Raw genomic sequence first — 24,943 nt, 5'->3', positions numbered from 1 at the left:
GACATGCCGGGGAAAAAGGGCGACATCATGCCGACCAATCCCGCCGAGTCCATACACGATGGCCATGGGCGTCCCGACCTGCGTCTCTCTACGCTGGGCCGCATGACCCCTCAGATTCCGCAGCCCGATCCGCAGGCAGGAGCGGCCGTACGGGCCGCCGACCGTGCGCACGTCTTCCACTCCTGGTCAGCCCAGGACCTGATCTCCCCGCTCGCCGTCGCCGGTGCCGAAGGTTCGTACTTCTGGGATTACGAGGGCAACCGGTACCTCGACTTCACCAGCGGCCTCGTCTTCACCAACATCGGCTACCAGCACCCGAAGGTCGTCGCCGCGATCCAGGAGCAGGCGGCGAAGATGACCACCTTCGCGCCCGCGTTCGCCGTCGAGTCGCGCTCCGAGGCCGCACGCCTCATCGCCGAGCGCACCCCCGGCGACCTCGACAAGATCTTCTTCACCAACGGTGGCGCCGAGGCCGTCGAGAACGCCGTCCGGATGGCCCGGCTGCACACCGGCCGTACGAAGGTGCTGAGCGCCTACCGCTCGTACCACGGCGGCACCGCCACCGCGATCAACCTCACCGGTGACCCGCGCCGCTGGCCGTCCGACACGGCGTCGGCGGGTGTCATCCACTTCTGGGCGCCGTTCCTCTACCGCTCGCCGTTCTACTCGACCACCGAGGCCGAGGAGTGCGCCCGCGCGCTCCAGCACCTCGAGGACACCATCGCCTTCGAGGGCCCGCAGTCGGTGGCCGCGATCATCCTCGAAACCATTCCGGGCACCGCGGGCATCATGACGCCGCCGCCCGGCTATCTCGCGGGCGTCCGCGAGATCTGCGACCGGTTCGGCATCGTCTTCATCCTCGACGAGGTCATGGCGGGCTTCGGCCGTACCGGCAGCTGGTTCGCCGCCGAACTCTTCGACGTCACCCCGGACCTGATGACCTTCGCGAAGGGCGTCAACTCGGGTTACGTCCCGCTGGGCGGTGTCGCGATCTCCGCCGAGATCGCCGAGACGTTCGCCAAGCGCCCCTACCCGGGCGGGCTCACCTACTCCGGTCACCCGCTGGCCTGCGCGGCGGCCGTCGCGACGATCAAGGCCATGGACGAGGAGGACATCGTCGGCCAGGCGGCCCGGCTGGGTACCGATGTCCTGGCGCCGGCCCTCGCGGACATCGCCGCGCGGCACCCCTCGGTGGGCGAGGTGCGGGGCGTGGGCGCGTTCTGGGCGCTGGACCTCGTACGGAATCCGGAGACGCGCGAGCCGCTGGTCCCGTACAACGCGACGGGCGAGGCGAACGCGCCGATGGCGGCGTTCGGCGCCGCCGCGAAGAAGAACGGCCTGTGGCCGTTCATCAACATGAACCGGACGCACGTGGTGCCGCCGTGCAACATCACGGAGGCCGAGGCCAAGGAGGGCCTCGCCGCGCTGGACGCCGCGCTGTCGGTGGCGGACGAGCACGTGGTGGCCGGGTAACGAGCACGCGGTCGGGCAGACAGCGAAAGCTGCGGGAAGGGCGGGCGCGGGGTGGTTCCCGCGCCCGCCCTTCTCGTCTGCGCGCCTGCCCTTCCGGCGCCGCTCGGCTGAAGATGATCCGCTCGGCTGAAGGCGGTCCGCTCAGCTGAAGATGATCATCGAGCCCTGCGCCAGGCTCCGGGTGGCCGCCGCGTGCAGCCCCAGCCACACGTGCCGCTCCCGGGCGAACGGGCTGTTGTCGTAGGGGGCAGGTCCCGCCGGTTCCTCCAGGGAGGTCGGGCGGTCCGGCGGCTGCGGGGCCGCCGGAGGGTTCGACGCGTCGATGCCGATCGACTGCGCCACGAACTGCAGTTCACGGAGCAGCCCCTGCGCGGAGCCCAGCGGTCCGCCGCCCGCGAGGAGTTCGTCGTTGGCCAGCGGCAGCGCGAAGTCCACCGGGACGTACGCCCCGGCGTGGTCGTAGTGCCACACCAGGTGCGACTGCTGCGCCGTCGGCTCGAACATCTCCAGGAGCTGTTCGTAGTCGCTGCCCAGGTCGTCGACCGGGGCGACCTCCAGGCCGCAGATCCTCAGCAGGTACGCGCGCCGCAGGAAGTGCAGCGCGTCGTAGTCGAAGCCCGCCACCGGGGCCACGTCACCGGAGAGGCCCGGCATGTAGGCGTAGACGGGTACGGACGGCAGACCGGCTTCGCCGAGTGCCTTGTCGTAGACGGCTATCTCTTCCGCGAAGGGGTTGTCGGGGCTGTGGCACAGCACATCGACGAGGGGGACCAGCCACAGGTCACAGGCCAACGGGGCTCCTAGCGGGGGTTCGGGGGTCGCCCCCCGGCGGACTCGTCGGGCCAGCGTAATGCGCCGTGCGCCGTGCGCGAAGACCCCCGGTCAACTGCCCTTGCCCACGGGCCGGACTCCGGACGTCGTCGGATCCCAGCGGTCGCGCGCGTCAACTGCCCTTGCCCACGGGCCAGACCCACGCGCCGCCGATCCGCTCGCCGGGCCGCCCCAGCAGCTTCTCCACCACGACGTAGAGCGTGGCGTCGTTGTCCTCGGGCGGGATGACGACCACACCCGCCTTCCAGTACGCCAGGTCGTACCGCGCCTGCGCCTGCCAGTTGGGGCCGATGTCCGGGACCTTCCCGCCGTAGCGGACGTCCCGGAAGAGGTTGGAGGTGTAGCGGGGCGGCGCTCCGTAGATACCCGTACGGTCCGGTCCGTAGGGGCCGTTGAAGTAGCCGCCCGGGACCGAGAACCCGAGTCCGGTGGCCGACTGCCAGTGCAGGGCCTCCGCGCTACCCGGGTCGGGCAGCGGGACCGGGACCACGGACTCCCCGGGGCCGACGTACTTCTTCCACATGCCGTCGGCGATGAACGCCGGGATCTCCGGGCGTTGCTGGACCGGAAACGGGGTGGGCACGATCGGTACGAGGGCGGCTGCCACGGCGAGAGCTCCGACGACCTGGTACGGACGGACGGGGCCGCGGACTGGGCTGCTGGCTGGGCTGCTGACGGTGCTCGGGGCGGAAGTACGGGCGCGGGCGCGCGTCAGCCGGTCCACGGCCAGCGCGACCAGCATCCCGAGCGCCGGGGCGCAGACCATCGCGACCCGGCCCTCGATGACCGACTCGAAGAGCGGCAGATGGGCCATCGCCCGCCACGGCCCGGGGAACACCACGTCCGTGTAAGGGATCCGGATCTTCTGGCCGAGCGAGAGGACCGCGGCGGCCACCGCCGTGAACGCCAGTGCCTTCACCACCGGGCGCCGCCACAGCCGTACGGTCACCGCGAAGGCCAGCGCGACCAGCGGCCAGCCGTAGAAGGCGTTCTGCTCGGTGCGGTTCAGCGCCAGCTTGTCCGCCGTCGCGTCGTCGCCGAACAGCGCCCGCCCGGAGAACTCCAGGAGCGCGAGCGGGCTGTTGCCCGCGTTGTCGCCGTGCAGCACGCTGTGATAGCTCTGCGCGCCGAAGAACTGCCAGGCCAGCGGGTACCCGACCAGCGGCAGCGCCGTCCCGGCCGCGATCGCCAGGCCCTTGGCGAGCGGGCGCGCGGCCTGCCGCGCCGCCTCCCTGTGCACCACCGCGTACGCCGCCGCGAAGAGCAGCATGCCGACCGCGGCCAGCAGGAACGGCTCCTCGCCGAGGAAGACCTGATACGTCGCGAAGAGGCCGAGCAGCACCCCGTCGCGCACGGTGCGGTGCCCCTCGCACAGCCGCAGCGCCCGGTCGATGATCACCGGGATCATGAAGAGCACCATGAAGTTGGGGTGCGCGTTGGCGTGCGAGATCATCGGCGGCGCGAAGGCCGCGAGCGCGCCGCCGAGCGCCGCCGCCCACCGGTTGCGGACCAGCCGCCGGGCGATCAGCCAGTACCAGGAAGCCGCCGTCGCGGCCAGGCCGCCGGTCAGTACCAGCGCCCAGGTCACGCTCGGTCCGAACGCCAGCGTCACCGGGGTCAGCGGGACGGACAGCCCCAGCATCGGGGTGTTGCCCATCAGGTTCACGCCGTCCGGGAAGTTCTGGACGGTCGTGAAGAACGGGTTGTGCAGGTGGGCGACGTTGTCCGCGGTGACCGCGAAGAACCACTCCCACTGGTTCTGGTCCTGGCCGGAGTCGCGGAGGTAGGCGTGGTCGAGGTCGGTCCACAGCCCCTTGTAGAGCAGCACGGAGGCAAGGAGGAACAGACCGCAGACCGCCAGGTCCACCCGGCGCACGGCACGCGTCTTCAGCCGGATCAGTTCCGCGAGGACCCGCAGGTAGTCGAACGGGCCGACCTTGGAACCCTCCTGGTGCGACCAGCGCACCGGGACCTCGGCGACCGCCCAGCCCTGCCGCCGGAAGTACTGGAGGATCTCGACGTCGATGCCCCACCCGTCGAGCCGCGCGTCGGCGAACGCCTCGCGGGCCTTCTCGCCGTCCAGGAGCTTGAACCCGCACTGGGTGTCACGGATACCGGGGACGGCCACGGCCCGTATGAGCCGGTTCCCCATCCGCCCCATCCACTCGCGCAGCCGCCCCTGGTGCACCTCGACGCTGGAATCGGGGTGAGCACGGGATCCGACCGCCGCTCCGTACCCGGCCTCCATCTGTTCGGTGAGCCGGGCCAGTTCCTCGATGGGCGTGGCCAGATCGGCGTCGGTGACCAGTACCCGTACGCCCTTCGACGCGGCCACACCGAGCCGCAGCGCGTGTCCCTTGCCGCGGTTCTCCGTACTGCTGACGAGCCGGACGCGGGGGTCGGCGGCTGCGGTGTCCCGGGCGATGCGGGCGGTGCCGTCCGAGGAGCCGTCGTCGACGACGAGCAGTTCCCAGGTGCCGGGCCCCGCTTCGCTGTCCAGGTAGGCGCGGACGGCGTCCAGGGTGGGGCCGAGCCGGCCCTCCTCGTTGTACGCGGGCACGACGACCGAGAGGTCCACGACGGGGAGTCTTCCGGCGGGCGGCTGTACGGCGGGCCACTTTCCGGTGGCGGACCGCTGCTTCCCGACGGATCGCTTCCCGACGGACTGCTTTCCGGTCGACTGCTCCGCGGCCAGCTGTTCACCCGTCCGCGGCTCGCTCGTCGGTCGTTCGCTCGTCGGTTTCTCCCCGACCGGCTGTTCGCTCACCGGCCGGACCGGGCGGTCGCGTCAGGTCCGGTGGGGCCGGTGGGGCCGGCGGAACCGGCGGAACCGCCCGGTCCGGCGATGGTCCGCAGCTTCTCGGCCCAGCTGACGGACTGCGCGTTGTACTCCTCGATCACCGCGTGTGCCGCGAGGCCGTCCCCGCACGTCAGCGCGTCGACCAGCTCCTCGTGCCCCTGCCACAGCCACCCGGAGATGTCCTCGCTGCCCCGCAGGTACGGCACGGCGAACACCCAGCACTGCACCCGCAGCCGGTGCAGGAAGTCCGCGATGTAGCAGTTGCCGGTGAGGGCGGCGAGTTCGCGCCAGAACCGCAGGTCGTAGCCGATGAGGATGTCCAGGCTGCCGGTCCTGGCGGCCTGTGCGGCCTCCTCGGCCCGGCGGCGTACGGACAGCAGCGGCTCGCCGTACACGTGGTGCAGCGCGAGCCGCCGGAAGATCCCGTCGACGACCAGCGCGCGCGCCTCGACCATGGAGCAGTAGTCGTCGACCGAGAACTGATGGACCCGGAAGCCCTTGTGCTGGTCCGAGTCGAGGAGCCCCTGTGCGGACATCTCGACGAGCGCCTCACGGACCGGGGTCGCCGAGACGCCGTACCCGTCGGCGATCTGTTTGACGGTGAACACCTCGCCGGGCTGGAGACGGCCCGAGAGCACTTCGTCACGCAGCGCATCGGCGATCTGCTGCCGCAGAGTACTGCGGGTCACCGCTCCGCTAGCAGGCATCTCTCGTTTCCCCTCGTCCGGCTCCGGACACCCTAGACCGACCGGCACATCGGGGGCGGTCATGGCCTGGCGACGGGACAGCCTCCGGCGCGAGCGTAGACGGTGATCAGCGCCGAGGTGACCCGGCGGCTGCCGCACGCGGTGAAGTACCCGTGCAGCGTGCGGCGTTTGATCTCCTCCTGGGCGGTCGCGTCGAGCGGCTGGCCCGGCAGGTCACTGATGACGACGATGCGGGGATGCGCGAGCATGCGTCGGCGGATCTCGCCGGGTGCCTGCTCGGTGCCGTACAGCGAATGGGAGGCGCGCGGCGAACGCTTCAGGGCGAGGTCGTCGAGCGCGCGGTAGTCGCCGGGGTGCCAGAAGGTCCACGCCCGGCGCCGGGCCGGTGCGAAGAGCAGCCCGTCGCCGGGGCGGGCGGTGGCCGCGACGGCCGCGGACACCGCCGTCACGTCGTTCTGCCTGCTCTGCGGGGTCCGCAGCGGAAGCCCCACCGGGAACAGCGCGACGAGCGCCGCGGCTGCCGCGACGAGCGCCACGGCCCGCGACCAGAGGCGGTCCAGGGCCGAACCGAGCAGCAGGGCGAGGCCGACGGCCTGGAAGAGGACGTAGCGGCCGACGTAGAGGGGATGGAGGTACGACACGGCCATCAGGAGCCCGGCGGGCGCGAGCAGCAGCGGCAGCGCGACGGTACGGAGGTCCGGGGGCGTACGGGCCTCATGCGTACGGGTCTCATGCGTACGGGCTCGGTGCGCACACGTCTCACCCGTACGGGTCTCGCGCGTGCCGATCCGGGCGCAGGCGAGACCCGTCGCCGCGACGGCAGCGAAGGCGATGAGCTGGCCGGGGCGGGGCAGGCCGATCCACTCGACCTGGGAGGACTGGGTCATGGAGAAGACGGCGAGCGGCGCGAGACCCGCCGCCACGCACGCAGCGGCCACCAGCCAGGACCGCCGCAGGCCGGGCGAGGTACCGGGCCCGCCGCCCGGCAACCGGCCCGCCCGGTCCCACCGGAACACCGTGATGCCGTGCGCGAGCACCGCCAGCGCCGCGAACTCGTGCAGCAGACCGGCCGCCAGCATCACGGCCGTGTAGGCGGCCCAGCGCCTGCTGATCAGCAGCCAGGTGCCCCAGGTGACGAGGGCGCACACCAGCGCGTACGAACGCCCCTCCTGTGCGTACCGCTGCACCGCCGGGATCAGCGGCAGCACCAGCCCGGCGAGGAGCCCGGCACGCGGGCCGACGAGCCGGTGGCCCAGGAGTGCGACACCCGCGGCGGTGGCCGAGACGGCGAGGACCGAGGGCAGCCGCAGGGTGGCCGGGCCGCCGTCGTGGAGGGTGAAGACGGCATGCATGAAGAGGTAGTAGAGGCCGTGCACCGCGTCGACGTGACCGAGCGTCCGCCAGATTCCGGACAGGCTGCGGTGAGCGATCTCGTACGTGGCGGCCTCGTCGCCCCACAGGGTGCCCTCGCGGCGGATCCCCCACAGCCCGACGGCCAGGGCCACCGCCCAGGGGACGAGAGCGACGGTACGGCGGGACGGCTGCCGGGGGCGGGGCGCGGCGGGGGCGCTGTCGGCGGTACGCAGTGCGGTGGCGATGACGGGCTCCGTTCGGGAAGGACGTCGTGCCAGCCCAGCCTCCGCCCCCATGATGGGCAGCCCCCTTCCGCCGCACCAATCAATTAGCGTCAAGCGTATGGGGCGACTTGAGAAGCCGCTGGACCCGGCGGCGGGTCCGGTGCAGCAGTTCGCGTACGAGCTGCGCAAGCTGCGCCGGGAGGCGGGAACGCCGACCTACCGGCGGATGGCCGCCGACGCGCGGTACTCCGCCCCGACACTCTCCGCAGCCGCCTCCGGCGAACGGCTGCCCTCCCTGCCGGTCACGCTCGCCTACGTGGCGGCGTGCGGCGGCGAGCCGGCCCCCTGGGAGCGGCGCTGGCGCGAGGCCGCCGCGGCGGAGGAGCCCGCACCGGACGATCCGGACGCGGCCTCCCCGTACCCCGGACTCCGGCGCTTCGAGCCGGGTGACGCGTTCTTCGGGCGGGCCGATCTGGTCGCCGAGCTGGTGGAGTTGGCCGGCAGCCGCCGCTTCACCGCGGTCGTGGGCGCCTCGGGCAGCGGCAAGTCCTCGCTGCTGCGGGCCGGTCTGGTCCCGGGCCTGCGCGCGGCGCCCGGTGCCCGGCCCGCCACGATCCGCATCCTCACACCGGGCGCCCGCCCGGTCCGTACGCACGCGGCGCGCCTCGCGACCGTGGTCGCCGGGGACGGGGACGGCGGCGTCGGGCACGGCTGCGACGGGCTCGGCGGTGACACGGTGATCGTGGTCGACCAGTTCGAGGAGATCTTCACGCTCTGCCACGATCCGGCCGAACGGGCCGAGTTCATCCGCCTGTTGCTGACCGGCGGGGCGCGCGTGGTCGTCGCCGTACGCGCGGACCTCTACGGCCGGTGCGCCGAACACCGGGCGCTGGCCGACGCGCTCCGGAACGCGACCCTGCTGGTCGGACCGATGACGCGGGCCCAGCTGCGCGAGGCGATCGTCGGGCCCGCGGTGGCGGAGCGGCTGATCGTGGAGCGCGCGCTGACCGCCCGGATCGTCGCCGATGTGGCGGACGAGCCGGGCGGCCTGCCGCTGATGGCGCACGCGCTGCGGGAGGTATGGCGGCGACGGCGCGGAAGGGCGCTGACGGTCGCCGCGTACGAGACGGTCGGCGGGGTGCAGGGGGCGATAGCCCACACCGCCGAGGAGGTCTTCACCGGCTTCACCCCGGCCCAGGCCCGGACGGCCCGCGCGCTGCTGCTGCGGCTGATCTCCCCCGGGGACGGCACCCAGGACACCCGCCGTCCGGTCGCGCGCGAGGAGCTGGGGACGTCGGCGGAGACGGCCGACGTACTGGAACGGCTGGTCCGGGCACGGTTGTTGACCGCCGACACCAGCACCGTGGACCTGGCGCACGAGGCGCTCCTCACCGCCTGGCCCCGGCTGCGCGGCTGGATCGACGAGGACCGTGAACGGCTGCGGCTGCACCGTCGGCTGACGGAGGCGGCGTACGCATGGGAGGAGCTGGGGCGCGATCCGGGGGCGTTGTACCGGGGGACGCGGCTGGCGTCGGCGCGCGAGACGTTCGTGAACGAAGCCGAAGCGGTGGAAGCGGTGGAAACGGTGGAAACGGTGGAAACGGCCGGGCCGACCGAGTCGGCCGAACTGACCGCCCTGGAAAGGTCCTTCCTCACCGCGAGCCTCGCCGAACACGACCGGACCCGGCGCACGGCCGCCCGCACCACGCGCCGACTGCGCGGACTCACCGGCACACTCGCGGTCCTGCTCTGTCTGGCGGTCGTCGCGGGCCTCACGGTGCGGCAGCAGAGCCGGACCGCCTCGCGGCACGCGACGGAGGCGGAGGCGCGGCGGGTCGCCGCCGTCGCCGGGACGCTGCGTCGCACGGACCCGCGCACGGCGATGCGGCTGAGCCTCGCGGCCTGGCGGCTCGCCGACCTCCCGGAGACGCGGACGGCGCTGTACGGGGCCAACGCCCAGCAGGACCTGGACACCTTCGCCGCCCCGGCGGCCGAGTTCACTCCGCAGGACGACGACACCCACTGGCAGCGGTTCAGCGAGGACGGCCGCACCCTGACGGTGATCGGCCCGGAGCGTACGGACCGCTGGGACGTGCCGACACACCGGCGGCTGCCCCCGTACCCGGGCCTGGGGCGGTACGCCGGACGGATCGTGGACGTCAGCCCGGACACCCGCACGGCCGCTGTCCGTACCCCGGCGGGCCTGCGGATGTGGGACGTGGCGGCCGGACGGCTGACGGGTCCGGTGTTCGGACCCGAGGGCGCCGACGCCGAGGGCTGGTTCACCCAGGACGGGGGCGTGTTCGCCGCCCACCACCGTGGCGCCCCGCTCCAGCTGTGGGACCCGCACCACGGGCGGTTGCTGCTGTCGACCGGGCAGCGGTACCGGGAGATCCGCAAGATCGCTGTCGGCCCCGGCGGGCGGCTGCTGGCCTTCTGCGGGGACGACCGGCCGCTCCAGGTGTGGGACGTACGCACCCACCGCGAACTGCCGAGCCCCTGGGCCACGAAGGCCGGGGTCTGCGACCTGGACACCTTCCGGTTCACGCCCGACGGCGGGGGCCTGGCCGTCGCAACCGCGCATGCCCTGCGCACCTGGGACCTGCGGACCGGCCGGGAACGCTTCCACATCCCCACCTCGGCGACCCCGGACGCTGTGTTCAGCGCGGACGGGTCGCAGGTCGCCGTGCTCACCCCGGACGAGATCCGGCTCTGGGACCTCTCGGACCTCTCCGCCCCCGTACACAGCGTCCCCACCAACGGTGTGAACCTGCACGACCTACGGCTGGACCCGGCGAGCGGGACCCTTCGCTACCAGGACAGCGTCCCGTACACACCGGCGATACGGACCGTCGCGCCGACCGGTACGGCCCAGGACAGGTCACCGCGCACCTCCCCGCGCTCTCCTCCCGCCGCGGCCCGGTTCAGCCCCGACGGCCGGACGCTGGCCACCCTGACGAGCCGGGGCTTCGAGCTTCGGGACGGCCGCACGGGCCGCCTCCGCAGCACGTCTCCCGGCCGCCCGGACTGCGGGGGCTCCTGCTCCTCATCCATGTCATCCATGGCGTTCAGCCAGGACGGAAGTCTCTTCGCCCACCTCGATGCCGCGTCGTCCGTCGCTGTACGCCCGGTCGCCGGAAGCGCGGGGGAGACGAGGCTCCCGCCCCGCCCGGACGTCGTAGGTCTGGCGTTCACCGGCCGTACGGTCGTCACGTCCGGCACCACGACGGCCGTGAGCAGCCCGGCCCCGGGTGCCCGTCACTGGTCCACCCTCCGGAACGGACAGGACGGCCCCGTCCTCGCCACCGCACCTGACGGTGAACTCCTCACCGAGGAACGGCAGTTGATCAGCCCGAGGACCGGGCGGGCCCGGCGGGTGATGCACGGCGAGGGGGTTGCCGTGACGGCGGCGTTCAGCCCCGACGGGCGCTGTCTCGCGATGAGCGACCACGACGGCCGCACCACACTCTGGGACGGCACGGGCACGCACCGCCTGGCCGTACTCGCCGCAGCCGTACCGGCCGAAGGGGCGCGGAGCCGGGCGCGGGCCCTCGCGTTCTCGGCGGACAGCCGCACGGTCGCCGTGGGGGGCCCGGACGGGGCGCTGCACCTCTGGAACACCTCGTCCCCCGAATCCGCGGGGTCACCGCTCCCTCCGGCCGACGGCGCGGTGCTGGCCCTCTCCTTCGCCGCCGGGGACACCGCACTGCGGGTGACGACCCCGCGCACCGTGGTCCGGACGTACGGGCTGGCACCGGAGAAGACGGCCGGAACCGTCTGCGCGCGGGCCGGGGGCGGGCTGTCGCGGAAGGAGTGGGACGCCTACCTGACGGCGGTGGCGTACCGGCGTACGTGCTGAGGAGTGGTCCGGGGCGGGGGTCCGGGGGAGCCCCGCCACACCCCGCGGCGCTCTCACCGCGAAGGTGACTCCGGCGGGCGTTGCCGGGGCATGTTCGGGCGGGTTCCCACTGCGGGCAGTAACCGTCCGGGCACCGTCGCCGCGCCGTCGCCCCGCAGTCCGCCGACTCCCCGTACCCCGGACCAGGGCACCGCGCCGCCGACCCGGAACTCGACCATCCACTCCGCCGTCTCGCCGCGCACCAGCTCCGTCACGTCGTCCGAGAACCTGCGCAGCACGCCCAGACACCGCTCGGTCGCCTCGCTCGCGGTGCCCTCCGTGGGGCCGAGTACCTCGCGCACGCTCTCCGTCGCCCAGTCGAACTGGAGCACCTGGAGGCGCCGCTGCACCGCCTGGGCCGTCGCGACGTCCCGCATCCAGCCGGAGGTCAGCCCGAACCAGCGGTCGCCCGCCGCGCAGGCCGCCCCGGCGAGCAGTGCCGGGTACCCCCACTCCGCGGCCCCGTGCAGTCCTGCGGCCAGGTCGAGCAGGGGCAGTAACGCTCCCACGACGGCGCCCCCGGCGGTCCCGGCGCGGAGTGCGCGTGCGCTGCGGCGTTTTCCGGTGCGGTCGGCCAGGTACCAGTCGGCGGTCCGCAGCGCGTCCGACTCCACCCACCGGTACAGCTCGTCGAGGCGTTCGGCGGGTTCGCCCCAGTCGCCCGACGGGAACGGCCGCCCGGTCAGATCAGCCGCCGTACCGGTCTCCGCGCCGGTCTCCGCGCGGGTCCCCGGATCCGTCGCGGGACCCGCCTCGGGCCCGGCCGCCGGACCGCCCCCCGGCCGTACGGCGTCCTCCTCGGGCTGCGGCGTCTCCGGCTGGCCCACCAGGCCTCTCCCCTCCGTCACGTACGGTGCGCGGTCGCCCACCGGGCGGCCCCGAACCGTGCTGAACCGTGCTGAATCCTTCAGATGCGAGTGCATGCGAGTGCACGCGAGTGATGTGTGAGTGATGTGCGAGTGGTGCAAGGGCCCCTTCCTACCGCCGAATGGTGGGTGCTCACACCGATATGCAGGCGTTTACCACCGTAAGCGGGCTGTGGTCAGGTATAAGGGCCCGCGCGCTCTCACCCGAAAGAGTTGGTCCGTACGGTGGAGGGCGGTGCGCCCGGGGACCACGTAGGCTCGTTTTACGACCTGGTGCACGGGTCGCGTACCGAAGAAGGGGCCCTTGGCTCGGCCTCGTCGAGGTCGGTGTCAAGGACCACATCAAGGCCGTACCAAGGCCCGTAAGAACGTCGTCGAACAGTCTCGGAGTGACCCGTGATTCCCGGTGGTGGCCAGCCCAACATGCAGCAGCTCCTTCAGCAGGCCCAGAAGATGCAGCAGGATCTCGCGCAGGCTCAGGAAGAGCTGGCGCGGACCGAGGTCGACGGGCAGGCGGGAGGCGGTCTGGTCAAGGCGACCGTGACCGGCTCCGGAGAGTTGCGCAACTTGGTGATCGACCCGAAGGCGGTGGACCCGGAGGACACCGAGACCCTCGCGGACCTGATCGTCGCGGCGGTCCACGCGGCGAACGAGAACGCGTCCACGCTCCAGCAGCAGAAGCTCGGCCCGCTGGCCCAGGGGCTGGGCGGGATGCCGGGCCTCGGGATGTGAGGCGCGGCACCGGGCCGCAGCGCTCCGTATCCCGTACCGGAGCCTTCACCTGTCGGCAGTTTTAACGCAACCTCACACCAACTACCGTACGTTTCCCTAGCAGAACGAAAGAGGCGCTCCGTTGTACGAAGGCGTGGTCCAGGACCTTATCGACGAGTTGGGCAGGCTGCCCGGCGTCGGTCCCAAGAGCGCGCAACGGATCGCCTTCCACATCCTCCAGGCCGAGCCGACCGACGTCCGCCGCCTCGCGCATTCGCTGCTCGAAGTGAAGGACAAGGTCCGGTTCTGCGCGGTGTGCGGCAACGTCGCGCAGGCCGAGCTCTGCGGGATCTGCCGGGACACCCGGCGTGACCTGACGGTCATCTGTGTCGTCGAGGAGCCGAAGGACGTCGTGGCGGTCGAGCGGACGCGTGAGTTCCGCGGTCGCTACCACGTGCTCGGTGGCGCCATCAGCCCCATCGAGGGCGTCGGCCCCGACGACCTGCGGATCCGGGAGCTGCTGGCCAGGCTCGCGGACGGCACGGTCACCGAGCTGATCCTGGCGACCGACCCGAACCTGGAGGGCGAGGCCACGGCGACGTACCTCGCACGCATGATCAAGCCCATGGGTTTGAAGGTCACTCGCCTGGCGAGTGGTCTTCCTGTTGGTGGAGACCTGGAATACGCGGACGAGGTCACGCTCGGTCGTGCCTTTGAGGGGAGACGACTACTCGATGTCTGACGCAACGCTCAACAAGGTCAAAGAGGACCCGAACGACTTCGACGTCCAGATCGCCGACCAGGTCGAGTCCTTCATCGTGGCTGTCACCGAAGTGGCGAAGGGTGACGAGCCGGACAGCGCCGTGCCCTTCCTGCTGCTGGAGGTGTCCCAGCTCCTCCTCGCGGGCGGCCGTCTCGGCGCCCACGAGGACATCCTCCCGGCCGACCGGTACGAGCCCGACCTCGGCCCGGAACCGGACGTCGACGATCTGCGCGAGCGCTTCGCCCGCCTCCTCGAACCGATCGACGTGTACTCCGAGGTCTTCGACCCGTACGAACCGCGCAAGGCCCCCGTCGCCTGCCGCATCAGTGACGACCTCGCGGACATCGTCACCGACCTCCGCCACGGCATGGCCCACTACCGCGCGGGCCGCACCACCGAGGCGATGTGGTGGTGGCAGTTCTCGTACTTCTCCAACTGGGGCTCCACCGCGTCGGCAGCCCTCCGCGCCCTCCAGTCCCTGGTCGCCCACGTCCGCCTCGACCAGCCGCTCGCGGCCCTCGACGGCCTGGACACGGACCAGGACCTGAGCGAGGAAGCGCTGGCGGAGGAGGCGGGCCGGGTGATGGTGGAGGAGATCGCGGCCCCGCTGGGGCTGCGCACGGTCTGACCGGGGCGGTACGGGCTGACGCGGCTCAGCAGTGCAGCCCGGGGTGCCTAGGATGAGCTGGTGCCGAATTTCGAGGTTGTCACAGCCATTGCCGCACCTCCGGACCAGGTGTTCGCAGTGTGTCTGGATGTGGAGGCGCACACCCGCTCGATGGCCGCTTCGTCGGAGCGCGCAGTTGATGGCGGGCCCCGGGGTGAACTGTCGCTCGGTGACACGGTGACCTTCCAGGCTCGCCATTTCGGCCTGACCTGGCGGCTCAAGGCCCGCATCACCTCGTACGACCGGCCCCGACGTTTCGTGGACGAGCAGGAGTCCGGGCCCTTCAAGCGCTGGCGTCATGTCCACTACTTCGAGCCGGATGGTGCCGGTGGCACCGTGATGAGAGACGTCATCGAATTCGCCTCACCACTGGGGCCTGTCGGGTACATCGCCGACAGAATCCTCTTGAGCCGGTACATGCCCCACCTCATCAGAGGCCGCAACGCCTACCTGGCCAGCACTTTCGACTGAGTGGCCGGCCAGAGCCCATCGCGCACGGATACGAACACCGGTCGAGATCCGCAGGGCCGTCACACCTGTCGCGGGCGCGTCGTCCAGCTGTGTCCGATCCACGCGACGCTTTTCTCGCCACAGTGGCCGCCCGGTGCGACCGGGGCGGAAGCAGCGATCAGCGTCATCCCCAGCCTGCTGGTCCCCCTCACTGCGCCAGGCGCTTCCGTGGCATAAGGCTGCGCTGTATAGGGAGAGTTGACTGTTCGCGCAAGTGGTCCATTGGACACTGTTGTACTGGTGTTGCTCCTCGTTATGTTCATGGTCTCAGCCAAAGACCAAACGGGGGAGCAGTATTTTTCATGCGCCATGTACCACGTGCCCTTGCCGCGGCAGTGATCCCACTGGCCGTAATAGCGAGCAGCGCCGCCGACGCAAACGCTACTCCGAGCATCTCCAGTGCTCCCTCAGCTGCGTTCGTCCTGAACACCGAGACCGGGAAGTTCAACGGCGCCACCGAGACTGGACCGCAGGAACGCGACGGGTTGTCCGCCTCGGTGCCTTCCCTGCAGGTCCTTTCCCGGCCGGGGACGGGGGCGGTGCTGGCAGGTATGACGCTCGCTTCCTCTCCGACGAAGCAGGAGCGGGCCGCATGGGCCGCGAACTCGCACTTCGTGGATCTGTCCTGGCCTGACCTGGGCGGTGCTTACGAGGTGTACAAGAACGACAGGCTGGTCGCTGCCACAGCTGGGCACAGCATGAGGGATACGCATGTGAAGCCGGGCTCGGTCATCGATTACCAGATCACTGGGAAGACCGGCACTTGGGGTCTGACGGTCACGGTGCCGAAGGGTTCCGATACGGAGACACTCGAGGCCACCGCTGCCCAGGCCGAGACGCAAGCGAAGAAGTACACGAAGACGGCCGTCGTCTGGCGTTCCTTCATCCGGCAGAAGTGGGCGTACGTCCCTGCCAAGTACAAGAAACTGTCCGGCTGTACGTACGCAGGCGGATACAAGTACGCGGGCGATAACCGCGGTTTCAGCAGCAAGGTCGACGGCCCCTCATACCGCGCCAAATTGAAGGGCGTTGTGTACTGGACGAAGTCTTCGTACGACCTGTTCCCCAGTACGGGCAAGAGCCGCGTCTACTCCACCAAGACAGGCAAGCTCGTGGCGACCAAACATGCCAGCGCCAAGAAGATCGACTTCCGCACCAAAACGAGGTTCGACGGCAAGACCCGTGCGGTGCACGCCGACATCGAAGCCACCGACCCGTTCTGCAAGTACGGCGGCATCGGCGCCTTCTACGACGCCCGGCTTGCCCGCAACGGTGACTTCTACGTCTCGGGCAAGTACAAGCAGGCCCCCGACAACGAGATGTACATCTACGGCTACACCAGCGGCACGAAGCACAGCACCAAGACAGTGCACCGTTCGAAAATGGGCTCCATCAAGTGCCTGTACAAGGGTGCATGCGAGCTGGGTACGCTCAGCAACAATGGCGGCTACTGAGCCCCCACGAATACCGCACTGTGGTGCTGGTGGGACACTGACAGGGAGCGGGCGGTGAACCTGCCGACCCCTCCCGAAGCACAAGGGGGAAGCCCGTGATCACACCGTGGCGCCGAGCCGTGGCCTATGCGGCAACCGTCACTCTGGCCTCGCTGGCCGTTCAGGCGGTCGTGGGCTTTCTCATGCTCATCGCATCCGGGCACACCTTCGGCGACCTGGCTGATTTCTATGGCGCTGATGCGCTTCTCTTTGCGCTCTGTGCTGTCATCGTGCTGAGCGTCGCCCGCCTGTGGCTGCCGGCGCTCTCTCAGTGGCGTACCGCCGTCCTCGATGCCACCGTGTACACCGTGGTGCTGCTGGTGGTGTCCGTCGCCACCTCTCTTGGCGACGGCTTCGGTGAAGCAGTCGACTACGGCTTCATCACGCTGACCCTCGGCCTGTTCACCCTCCAGATCCCCGCTGCGCTCGCCGCCTGTGCACTCTCGTACGGGCGTCTTGTGCCAGTTGCCAAAATTGACAGGGCATCGATGAACGCGGCGAAGTAGGCCGGCCTCAACTGCAAGAGGTTCCACCGGGTAGCACCCGGTGGAACCTCCCGCTGCGGTTCTGCTGGGGCTACTTGGTTCCCCACTCCTGCTTGATGCGCTTGCTGTTGCTGCTACCACGCGTGGTGATGGTCAGCTTCCGGCCACTCTTGCTGGTCTCGGCAGTAAGGGCCTTCCCCGACGGCTTGCTGATGATCGTGCTACCGCTCAGAACCCACTTCTGGTTCTTGGAAGAGCCGTTGCAGCTGTACTGCTTGACGACCGTGCCGGACTTGGTGGAAGCAACCCCGGCACACTTGCCCGACTTCTTGTTCTTCATCGTGTACAGACCCTTGCTGCCCTTCAGAGTCCACCGCTGCTCCGACCCCTTGCCGCACCCCCGCAGCACCAGTACAGAGCCGCTCGTGGAAATGCACTGGTCCTTTCCCTTGGGAGTGCCCCATACCTTGGCGAGGCGGACGTTGGTGTAGCTTCCGGTAGTCCTGGCCTCTCCAGCGATGGCCGGTGCGGCACCGGCCGTCAGTACGGCGGTGGCTGCCCCGGCGAGAACGAGCATGCGGGCTGTCTTGTTCATGAAAGGTTCCCCCTCTGTGGTGCGTGTTTCTCGGACGCGAATGGTCATCTCTGTGACAGCGGTCAGCGCCCTGGTCATTGGTGCGCTGGCGGTGCGTGAGTGGAGCTTGCCCGAGTACGACGTCGCAGCCGCGCCCGGCGGGGGGTCACCCGCCTGTGAGCAGGCTTCTCACCGCTATCCGCACCGGCTTGCCGGGCAGGAGCTGACGTTCACCGGCCGCCCGGGGGTTGCCGTATGGGGAGACAGCGCAGTGGTGCTGCGCTGTGGCCTCAAACCGCCGGCCCCGACGGTTGACGCCTGTGTGAGCGTCAACGGCGTGGACTGGGTTTTCCGGGACGGGCAAAGCGTCGGCGGCAAGAAGGTGATCGTCACCTACGGGCGCAACCCCGCTGTGGAAGCAGTGATCTCCGATCACGTCGCCGCCATCGACGGCGTCCTGATCGACCTGAGCAAGATGGTCAAGCCGATCAAGAAGTATTCGAAGTGCCTCGGACCCGATGACGTCTGACTCCCGCCCCCTATGGTGAACGTCATCCCGGGCGCCCCGGAGCAACGAACATAGAGGTAGTGGCTACCCGTCCGCGACGTCCCAAAGGGCACTGCCCCAAAGGACAGCTCCCCTTCTGGTCAAGCGGTACTGGGCTCCCGTGCACTGGTGCGAAGCTTCTGGTGGCGCGTGCAATACGGGTCGGCGCACAGCAGATCATGGGCAACAACGGAGAGCACAGCGGCCTGCAAGCGCGACTGCTGCCCCAGCTTCTCCACGATCCGCGCGATGTGCGCCTTCACTGTGCGCTCCGCGATACCCAACTCCCTTGCCAGATCTCGGTTGCCCAGTCCTGACCCCAGTAGGAGGAGAACCTCCTTCTCCCTGCCTGTGAGTCTCTCCAGTCTCCAGCCCCCGCGCGCCGGGTCTTCCCCGATACGACGGTAAGGGCAGGTCATGTCCCCCGTAGCGGACCGTTCGGTCATGGCGGTCCTTCCTGACCGCTGCCTTTCCCGGCAGGGCCCCGTGCCCCGGGGTCGGCGACGATCAAGTCCCAACCTAACGTCCGGCACTGACAGTTGCTCTCCAATTGCGGGGTTGACCCCCTGGGTGAGGCGTGTCCAGGCAAGGCGGACAGAACATCCTCTCGGGAGCGGCGTACGAGAGCAGTCAACCGATAGCGCCGGCGGGAGGGTGCCGGGCGTCCTGGCTTGCCCGTCGCCGCACCGCCTGAGGGCGGCCCGGAGCTGCGGATGTGGCACGGCGGCGAAAAAATAGGTCTCACCGTCCGACCGGACCGGCGCCCGGGGTCGCCGCGTTCAGCCGACGGCCCCAATCGGCCCCTGACGTCGGACGCGCCGCCTTCACCCGCTGAACGCCCCAGTGTTGCCAGGGCAGTTCGGGCGGACGGGCCGTCCCTCCTGCCGTTAACGAGCTATTGACACGGTCTTGTCAGGAGCGGAACACTCCGAATCCGGGAGAGCGCTCTCCCGGCTCCAGTTCCGCTCTCTCGCCCCTCTCGTTCCGCGCCCTCACCCCCACATCCCGCTCTGACGCAGGAGGAGGTCTCCATGCCACGGAGATCGAGAACGCTCACCGGACTGCTTCTGTTCACCTCGCTGGCGCTGACCACGGTCGGCATCGGCGGTGTCGCCATGACGGCGAACGCTTCCACCGGGGCGCCCGCCCCGCACGCTGTGCACGCCGCGACCGGCATGGCTGGAATGCCTGGAATGGGGGTGTCCACCAAGGCGTCCGGCGACGACCCGGACGGGGACGGCTACATCATGGCCGACCCGCCGGTGACCGGCGTCGTGCCGTCGACGGACGATCCGCCGCACCGGTACTTCCACGAGTTCCAGGCGAAGTGCTCCCCGAACCACACCGCACCCGACGACCCGATCGTCTTCCCCGGTCAGCCCGGCAAGTCCCACGACCACACCTTCATGGGCAACACCGGCACGGACGCGAACACCACCACGGCCTCACTCGATCAGGGCGACACCACGTGTCTGGCGCCCGGTGACAAGTCGGCGTACTGGATGCCGAGCCTCTACAACGGGACCGAGAAGATCCTCCCCGTCGGCCCGCAGACGATCTACTACAAGTCGGGGGTCACCGACTACACCAGCGTCCGGCCGTTCCCCAAGGGGCTGCGGTTCCTCGTCGGCAACCCCATGCAGACCGAGGACGAGTTCAAGAACCTCAAGGGCACGGTCGAGGGCTGGGAGTGCGGGACGCAGTACCACAACTTCGACTTCCCGGTGAGCTGCCCGGACACCGAGGACACGCAGCTCAACATCCGGCTACAGGCGCCCAGTTGCTGGGACGGGATCCACCTGGACACCCCGGACCACAAGAGCCACATGGCGTACCCGGTGGCCTCGGGCAACAACTACAACGGCTGCCCGGCGGACCACCCGGTCGCGCTGCCGATGATCGAGTTCAAGATGGCCTGGCCCGTCAACGGGGACATGTCGCAGGTGAAGCTGGCCAGCGGAGCCGGTTTCTCGTTCCACTACGACTTCTTCGACGGGTGGGACGCGGCCACGCTCCAGGCCCTGGTCACGCACTGCGTCAACGGCGGTCTGCAGTGCGACGCGCGGGGCTACGACGAGACCAACCCGGACGCGGGCGCCGCACTCGACGAGAACTACGAACTCCCTTAGCCAGAACGGGTATTGGCCGCAGCGGCCAACCCGGCCGCCGCGGCCGACCCACCCCTTTTCCCCGAGCCTCCCCCCACTCCACGCACCGACCACCAGAGGCCATCGGACGGTCGTCCGACGGCCACCAGAGGGGGCCGTCGGACGGCCGTCGGACGGCCGCAGAAGGAGAGCACCATGCCCCATCCCCCCACCCGCACGGCGAGACGCGCCGTCGCACCGTTCGCCGCAGCGGCCCTGCTCACCGGCGCCCTGATCGCCCTCCAGGCACCCTCGGCGCACGCGGCCGGGAGCGTAGTGAAGGTGACCGGCTCGCAGGGCGACTGGTCGCTGACGGTGGACGGTGCGCCGTACACGGTCAAAGGCCTGACCTGGGGCCCGTCCGTCAACGACGCGGCCAAGGACATGCCCGACGTGGCGTCCATGGGCGTCAACACCGTCCGCACCTGGGGTACGGACGCGACGAGCAAGCCGCTGTTCGACGCGGCTGCGGCCAACGGCGTCAAGGTCATCGCCGGTTTCTGGCTCCAGCCGGGCGGCGGTCCGGGCAGCGGCGGCTGCGTCAACTACCTGACCGACACCACGTACAAGAACGACATGCTCGCCGAGTTCCCGAAGTGGGTCGACACCTACAAGGACAACCCGGGCGTACTGATGTGGAACGTCGGCAACGAGTCGACGCTCGGCCTCCAGAACTGTTACAGCGGCGACGAGTTGGAGGCCCAGCGCAACGCCTACACCAGCTTCGTCAACGACATCGCGAAGAGGATCCACCAGGTCGATCCCGACCACCCGGTCACCTCGACCGACGCGTGGACGGGCGCCTGGCCCTACTACAAGCGGAATGCCCCCGACCTCGACCTCTACGCGGTGAACGCGTACAACGCGGTCTGCAACGTCAAGTCGGACTGGGAGCAGGGCGGTTACGACAAGCCGTACATCGTGACCGAGACCGGCCCGGCGGGCGAGTGGGAGGTGCCCGACGACGCGAACGGTGTCCCCGACGAGCCCACCGATGTGCAGAAGGCCGCGGGCTACACCAAGGCGTGGGACTGCGTCACCGGTCACCGGGGGGTCGCGCTCGGCGCCACGATGTTCCACTACGGCACCGAGGACGACTTCGGCGGCGTCTGGTTCAACCTGGTGCCCGACGGCCAGAAGCGGCTGTCGTACTACGCGGTGAAGAAGGCGTACGGGGGCAACACCTCGGGCGACAACACCCCGCCGGTGATCACGGACATGACCGTCGCCGACGCCACCAGCGGTGTCGCCGCCGGCAGTGACGTACGGATCAGCACGAGGACCACCGATCCGGACGGTGACCGGATCACGTACCAGGTGCTCTTCAGCAGCAACTACATCGACCAGGACAAGGGGCTCGTCCCGGTCGGCAGCACGGACAACGGCGACGGCACGCTCACCGCGAAGGCGCCCGACAAGGTGGGGGTCTACAAGGTCTACGTGAAGGCCACGGACGGCCGGGGCAACGTCGGCATCGAGACCAGGTCGCTGCGGGTGGTGGCGCCGAAGCCGAACGGTACGAACGTGGCCCTGGGCAGGAGCGCCACCGCTTCGTCCTTCCAGACCGACCCGACGGGCGGCTGCCCGTGCGGTCCGGCCAACGCCGTGGACGGCAAGTTCGACACCCGGTGGGCCAGTGACTGGAGCGACCCGCAGTGGCTCCAGGTCGACCTGGGGACCCGCACCACCTTCACGCACGTGCAGTTGGCCTGGGAGCCGGCGTACGCCAAGGGGTACGAGATCCAGACCTCGGACGACGGCACGAACTGGACCACGGTCACGTCCGTGACGGACGGCAACGGCAACATCGACGACCTCGACGTGAACGGCACGGGCCGGTACGTCCGGATGCTGGGGACCGCGCGGGGCACCGGCTACGGGTACTCGCTGTACGAATTCGGCATCTACGGCTGAGCTGGACGCTTCCGCCGGACCGGCAGCCCCGCTCCGTATCGCCCGTCGCGGGCGGGGGAGTGGGCGGGCGGGCGGAAGCGTCCGAAGACCGTGCCCGTCAGAGGGGTACGGGCACGACGGCGCCGGCTCCCGGACCTGACTCCGGGGGCCGGCGCCTTGCCGTGCCCGTACGCGACTGGTCGTGCTGTCGTCCCCCTGCTTGCTCTCCTGCTTGCCCTCCGACTTGTTTCCCCGCTTGTTCTCCTGCGGCGGTACTCACGCCAGTCAGGCCGATTCCCGTACCACCAGCCGGGGTTGGAAGACCACCGACGTGACCTCCCGGCCCGGGTGCTCGATGCGTTCCTGGAGCAGCCGGGCCATCTCCGCCGCCATTTCCTCGACCGGCTGCCGCACGGTGGTCAGCGGGGGGCGGCAGGCCGCCGCCACCGAGCTGTCGTCGAAGCCGACCACGGCGACGTCGGCGGGGACCTGCCTGCCGTGCTCCCGCAGTACCTGGCACGCGCCCTGCGCCATCAGGTCGTTGGCCGCGAACACCCCGTCGAGGTCCGGGTGTTCGGCCAGCAGCCGGGCCATCGCCTCGGCCCCGCTGTGCAGCGTGAAGCCGCCCTCGGCGACCGGTACGGACGGGTGGCCCTGCCGGGACATGGACTCCTGGAACCCGGCCAGCCGCTGGCGTCCGGCGGGCACGTCCTGGGGACCCGCGATCGTCACCGGCCGCCGGCAGCCGCGGGCCAGCAGATGGTCGGCGGCCAGTGCGGCCCCGTCCTGGTGGGCGAGGTCCACGTAGCTGATCGGTACGGCCTCGGCGGGCCGTGCGAACAGGACGGCGGGCAGTCCGGCCGCCGCGATCATCCCGGGCAGCGGGTCCTCGGCATGGGTGGACACGATCAGCGCTCCGTCGGCGCTGCCCTGCCGCAGGTAGCTGACGACCTGGGCACGGGCGGCGGAGGTCTCGGCGAACATCAGCACGGGGTGCATGGAGCGCGGCCTCAGGTATCCGACCACCCCGGCGGCCACCCGCCCGAAGAACGGATCGGCGAACACGCCCGAGGCGAAGGCGTTCTGCTCCTCCTCCGAGGCGTCCCCGGCCCCCGACACCACGAGCGCGATGGTCTCGGCGCGCCGGGTCACCAGGGACCGGGCGGCTCTGTTCGGCGTGTACCCGGTCGCGGCCACGGCGTCGCGGACGGCCTGCTGGATCGCGGGGTCGACGTTGCGGATGCCGTTGACGACGCGGGAGACGGTCGCACGGGAGACCCCCGCCGCACGCGCCACGTCTTCCAGGGTCGGCATGGCGGACGGGGCCGCGGACTCTCTGCTCATGGACGCACACTGTAGTTGGGGCGGGGTGGAGAGCGCTCTCCGGTGGGCCCGTCGGTACGCCCCGACGCGGCCGGTTCCGTGCCTCTGCCCCCGGGGCGGCAGCGGGTCGGGTTCGGCGATCGGGTGCGGGTCGCGGGCGGTCCGACGGGCCGTCACTACCGCAAGGTGCCGCCATGAGTGGGGAGCGACGTGCCGTCCAACGAGTGAATATCCAGGGGTTCGACACCCGTTGAGCCCACGTCGTCACTCGGATGCCCAGGTCTCCGATGGTGGGGCGTCAGATTCCGGCTGATGGTGATGACGGCGCCACTGTGAATCGATGAGCCGACGAAGTGTCAGCCTTCGCAGTTGCGTCGGAAGGAACCATTTCTCATGCGCACTGCCCGTATTACCCGCACTTTCCTCGCCTCGGCCGCTGTCACCGCGGCCCTGGCCATCACCACCCCCGCCGCGTACGCCATGTCCTTGTCCGCAGTCCCGGCCATCGGCGCCGGCTCCTCCGTCAGCGGCGACCACCACGACAACAACGGTGACGACCACGGCCGGGGCGACGACCACGGGCGCGGCGACGACCACGGTCGTGGTGACGACGACCACGGCCGTCCGCACGGTGGGATGCACACGGGTGGTGGCGCTCTCGCCATGACCACGGGTGACAACCAGGGGCAGGACGGCGGTACGGACAAGGGTGACGAGGGCCAGGCGGACCGCGGTGACCACGGCCGCGGCGACGACCACGGCCGGGGTGACCACGGGCGTGGCGACCACGACCACGGTCGTCCGCACGGTGGGATGCACACGGGTGGTGGCGCTCTCGCCATGACGATGGGTGATGACGGTCGGGGTGACGACCACGGTCGCGGTGACGACCACGGTCGGGACGATGACCACGGGCGTCGTCCGCACGGTGGGATGCACACGGGTGGTGGCGCCCTCGCCATGACGATGGGTGACGACGGGCGTGGCGACGACCACGGCCGGGGTGACGACCACGGTCGGGACGATGACCACGGGCGTCGTCCGCACGGTGGCATGCACACCGGTGGTGGCGCTCTCGCCATGACCATGGGTGATGACGGTCGGGGTGACGACCACGGGCGTGGCGACGACCACGGTCGGGACGATGACCACGGTCGTGGTGACGACGACCACGGCCGTCCGCACGGTGGGATGCACACGGGTGGTGGCGCCCTCGCCATGACGATGGGTGACGACGGTCGGGGTGACGACCACGGCCGTGGCGACGACCACGGCCGTGGCGACGACCACGGTCGTGGTGACGACGACCACGGCCGTCCGCACGGTGGGATGCACACCGGCGGTGGCGCCCTCGCCATGAACACGGCGCTGACCACGGGCGACGACGGCGGTTCGGCCGCCGGCATGGACCGCGACGGCTCCTGGAAGGGTGACGACCACGGGCGTGACGACGACCACGGCCGGGATGACGACCACGGTCGCCGTCCGCACGGTGGCATGCACACCGGTGGCGGTGGCACCGCAGTGACCAACGGCAGCCTGGCCGCCGGTTCGGTGCTGCTGCTCGGCGGTCTCGGCGCGGGCGTGTACATGGTGCGCCGTCGCCGTAACGTCTCCGGCTTCTCGGCGGCCTGACCAGCGGCACCACCCGCAGCACCCCTAGCACCCCGTAGCACCC

General features: G+C 70.4%; 21 protein-coding genes. 12 read left to right on the top strand and 9 right to left on the bottom strand.

Annotated features, from left to right (window positions below):
• The first annotated feature begins 102 nt into the window (after positions 1-102).
• Positions 103-1,473, top strand: a complete 1,371-nt coding sequence (locus tag OG709_RS16850; RefSeq protein WP_250300884.1) for an aspartate aminotransferase family protein — start codon at positions 103-105, stop codon at positions 1,471-1,473.
• 141 nt (positions 1,474-1,614) lie between these two features.
• Here OG709_RS16850 and OG709_RS16845 read toward each other — a convergent pair whose 3' ends face one another.
• From OG709_RS16845 to OG709_RS16830, 4 genes are all read right to left on the bottom strand, one after another.
• Positions 1,615-2,265 (bottom strand): hypothetical protein, encoded by a 651-nt coding sequence (locus OG709_RS16845; protein ID WP_250300885.1) that lies wholly within the window; start codon positions 2,263-2,265, stop codon positions 1,615-1,617.
• Positions 2,266-2,416: 151 nt separating this feature from the next.
• The gene (locus OG709_RS16840) at positions 2,417-4,882 is read right to left on the bottom strand and encodes a dolichyl-phosphate beta-glucosyltransferase (protein WP_329169138.1); all 2,466 of its coding nucleotides are present in this window, start codon (positions 4,880-4,882) and stop codon (positions 2,417-2,419) included.
• A gap of 185 nt (positions 4,883-5,067) precedes the next feature.
• Positions 5,068-5,811: a GntR family transcriptional regulator gene (locus OG709_RS16835; RefSeq protein WP_326694519.1), complete on the bottom strand. Its 744-nt coding sequence runs from the start codon at positions 5,809-5,811 to the stop codon at positions 5,068-5,070.
• 59 nt (positions 5,812-5,870) lie between these two features.
• Positions 5,871-7,460, bottom strand: coding sequence for a glycosyltransferase family 39 protein (locus OG709_RS16830; RefSeq protein WP_329166759.1), 1,590 nt, complete (start codon positions 7,458-7,460; stop codon positions 5,871-5,873).
• Positions 7,461-7,506: 46 nt separating this feature from the next.
• Here OG709_RS16830 and OG709_RS16825 point away from each other — a divergent pair, with 46 nt between their 5' ends.
• Entirely contained in the window at positions 7,507-11,247 is a 3,741-nt protein-coding gene (locus OG709_RS16825) for an nSTAND1 domain-containing NTPase (RefSeq protein WP_329166757.1), read from the top strand.
• A gap of 53 nt (positions 11,248-11,300) precedes the next feature.
• On the opposite strand, the gene OG709_RS16820 is transcribed toward OG709_RS16825, so the two are convergent.
• Complete coding sequence (locus OG709_RS16820) at positions 11,301-12,113, bottom strand: SLATT domain-containing protein (protein WP_329166756.1); 813 nt, start codon at positions 12,111-12,113, stop codon at positions 11,301-11,303.
• 435 nt (positions 12,114-12,548) lie between these two features.
• Between OG709_RS16820 and OG709_RS16815 the strand changes: the two genes are divergently transcribed.
• The 6 genes from OG709_RS16815 to OG709_RS16790 all read left to right on the top strand — a co-directional run bounded on the left by OG709_RS16815 (position 12,549) and on the right by OG709_RS16790 (position 16,802).
• Positions 12,549-12,884 carry a YbaB/EbfC family nucleoid-associated protein gene (locus OG709_RS16815; protein WP_250300890.1) on the top strand — a complete coding sequence of 112 codons (336 nt, stop codon included), beginning with the start codon at positions 12,549-12,551 and terminating at the stop codon, positions 12,882-12,884.
• 121 nt (positions 12,885-13,005) lie between these two features.
• On the top strand, positions 13,006-13,605 hold the full coding sequence (gene recR, locus OG709_RS16810; protein WP_250300891.1) for a recombination mediator RecR: 600 nt from the start codon (positions 13,006-13,008) through the stop codon (positions 13,603-13,605).
• The gene (locus OG709_RS16805; protein ID WP_250300892.1) at positions 13,598-14,254 is read left to right on the top strand and encodes a DUF5063 domain-containing protein; all 657 of its coding nucleotides are present in this window, start codon (positions 13,598-13,600) and stop codon (positions 14,252-14,254) included. The genes recR and OG709_RS16805 overlap by 8 nt, the downstream gene beginning before the upstream one ends.
• Positions 14,255-14,314: 60 nt before the next feature.
• A complete protein-coding gene (locus OG709_RS16800) occupies positions 14,315-14,764 on the top strand; it encodes an SRPBCC family protein (protein WP_250300893.1) in 450 nt (149 codons plus the stop codon).
• A 374-nt stretch (positions 14,765-15,138) separates the two neighbouring features.
• Positions 15,139-16,257, top strand: a complete 1,119-nt coding sequence (locus OG709_RS16795) for a hypothetical protein (RefSeq protein WP_329166752.1) — start codon at positions 15,139-15,141, stop codon at positions 16,255-16,257.
• A 95-nt stretch (positions 16,258-16,352) separates the two neighbouring features.
• Entirely contained in the window at positions 16,353-16,802 is a 450-nt protein-coding gene (locus tag OG709_RS16790; protein ID WP_266642151.1) for a hypothetical protein, read from the top strand.
• A gap of 70 nt (positions 16,803-16,872) precedes the next feature.
• Here OG709_RS16790 and OG709_RS16785 read toward each other — a convergent pair whose 3' ends face one another.
• Complete coding sequence (locus OG709_RS16785; RefSeq protein ID WP_250300896.1) at positions 16,873-17,376, bottom strand: RICIN domain-containing protein; 504 nt, start codon at positions 17,374-17,376, stop codon at positions 16,873-16,875.
• A 52-nt stretch (positions 17,377-17,428) separates the two neighbouring features.
• Between OG709_RS16785 and OG709_RS16780 the strand changes: the two genes are divergently transcribed.
• Entirely contained in the window at positions 17,429-17,884 is a 456-nt protein-coding gene (locus tag OG709_RS16780) for a DUF3515 family protein (protein ID WP_266642153.1), read from the top strand.
• Between the two features lie 119 nt (positions 17,885-18,003).
• Here the strand turns inward: OG709_RS16780 and OG709_RS16775 are convergent, their stop codons facing one another.
• Complete coding sequence (locus OG709_RS16775) at positions 18,004-18,348, bottom strand: helix-turn-helix domain-containing protein (protein WP_250300898.1); 345 nt, start codon at positions 18,346-18,348, stop codon at positions 18,004-18,006.
• A gap of 585 nt (positions 18,349-18,933) precedes the next feature.
• Between OG709_RS16775 and OG709_RS16770 the strand changes: the two genes are divergently transcribed.
• Together OG709_RS16770 and OG709_RS16765 are read left to right on the top strand one after the other, a co-directional pair.
• A complete protein-coding gene (locus OG709_RS16770) occupies positions 18,934-20,031 on the top strand; it encodes a DUF1996 domain-containing protein (protein ID WP_250300899.1) in 1,098 nt (365 codons plus the stop codon).
• A 174-nt stretch (positions 20,032-20,205) separates the two neighbouring features.
• On the top strand, positions 20,206-21,963 hold the full coding sequence (locus OG709_RS16765) for a discoidin domain-containing protein (RefSeq protein ID WP_329166747.1): 1,758 nt from the start codon (positions 20,206-20,208) through the stop codon (positions 21,961-21,963).
• 264 nt (positions 21,964-22,227) lie between these two features.
• Here OG709_RS16765 and OG709_RS16760 read toward each other — a convergent pair whose 3' ends face one another.
• Both OG709_RS16760 and OG709_RS16755 read right to left on the bottom strand, forming a co-directional pair.
• The gene (locus OG709_RS16760; RefSeq protein WP_250300901.1) at positions 22,228-23,286 is read right to left on the bottom strand and encodes a LacI family DNA-binding transcriptional regulator; all 1,059 of its coding nucleotides are present in this window, start codon (positions 23,284-23,286) and stop codon (positions 22,228-22,230) included.
• Positions 23,287-23,529: 243 nt separating this feature from the next.
• A complete protein-coding gene (locus tag OG709_RS16755; RefSeq protein ID WP_329166744.1) occupies positions 23,530-24,600 on the bottom strand; it encodes a hypothetical protein in 1,071 nt (356 codons plus the stop codon).
• Here OG709_RS16755 and OG709_RS16750 point away from each other — a divergent pair.
• A complete protein-coding gene (locus OG709_RS16750) occupies positions 24,595-24,900 on the top strand; it encodes a hypothetical protein (protein ID WP_250300903.1) in 306 nt (101 codons plus the stop codon). The two genes, OG709_RS16755 and OG709_RS16750, sit on opposite strands and share 6 nt — an antisense overlap.
• Positions 24,901-24,943: the final 43 nt, after the last annotated feature.

It is taken from the genome of Streptomyces sp. NBC_01267 (assembly GCF_036241575.1).
Classification (GTDB): domain Bacteria; phylum Actinomycetota; class Actinomycetes; order Streptomycetales; family Streptomycetaceae; genus Streptomyces.
This window is presented reverse-complemented; position numbering and strand designations above follow the sequence as displayed.

Bases quoted from the DNA above. Each gene is read 5' to 3' on its own strand.
- OG709_RS16850 (WP_250300884.1), top strand. From the start codon at position 103: ATGACCCCTCAGATTCCGCAGCCCGATCCGCAGGCAGGAGCGGCCGTA.
- OG709_RS16835 (WP_326694519.1), bottom strand. From the start codon at position 5,811: ATGCCTGCTAGCGGAGCGGTGACCCGCAGTACTCTGCGGCAGCAGATC.
- OG709_RS16830 (WP_329166759.1), bottom strand. From the start codon at position 7,460: ATGGGGGCGGAGGCTGGGCTGGCACGACGTCCTTCCCGAACGGAGCCC.
- OG709_RS16825 (WP_329166757.1), top strand. From the start codon at position 7,507: ATGGGGCGACTTGAGAAGCCGCTGGACCCGGCGGCGGGTCCGGTGCAG.
- OG709_RS16805 (WP_250300892.1), top strand. From the start codon at position 13,598: ATGTCTGACGCAACGCTCAACAAGGTCAAAGAGGACCCGAACGACTTC.
- OG709_RS16785 (WP_250300896.1), bottom strand. From the start codon at position 17,376: ATGAACAAGACAGCCCGCATGCTCGTTCTCGCCGGGGCAGCCACCGCC.
- OG709_RS16775 (WP_250300898.1), bottom strand. From the start codon at position 18,348: ATGACCGAACGGTCCGCTACGGGGGACATGACCTGCCCTTACCGTCGT.
- OG709_RS16770 (WP_250300899.1), top strand. From the start codon at position 18,934: ATGCCACGGAGATCGAGAACGCTCACCGGACTGCTTCTGTTCACCTCG.
- OG709_RS16765 (WP_329166747.1), top strand. From the start codon at position 20,206: ATGCCCCATCCCCCCACCCGCACGGCGAGACGCGCCGTCGCACCGTTC.
- OG709_RS16760 (WP_250300901.1), bottom strand. From the start codon at position 23,286: ATGAGCAGAGAGTCCGCGGCCCCGTCCGCCATGCCGACCCTGGAAGAC.
- OG709_RS16750 (WP_250300903.1), top strand. From the start codon at position 24,595: ATGCACACCGGCGGTGGCGCCCTCGCCATGAACACGGCGCTGACCACG.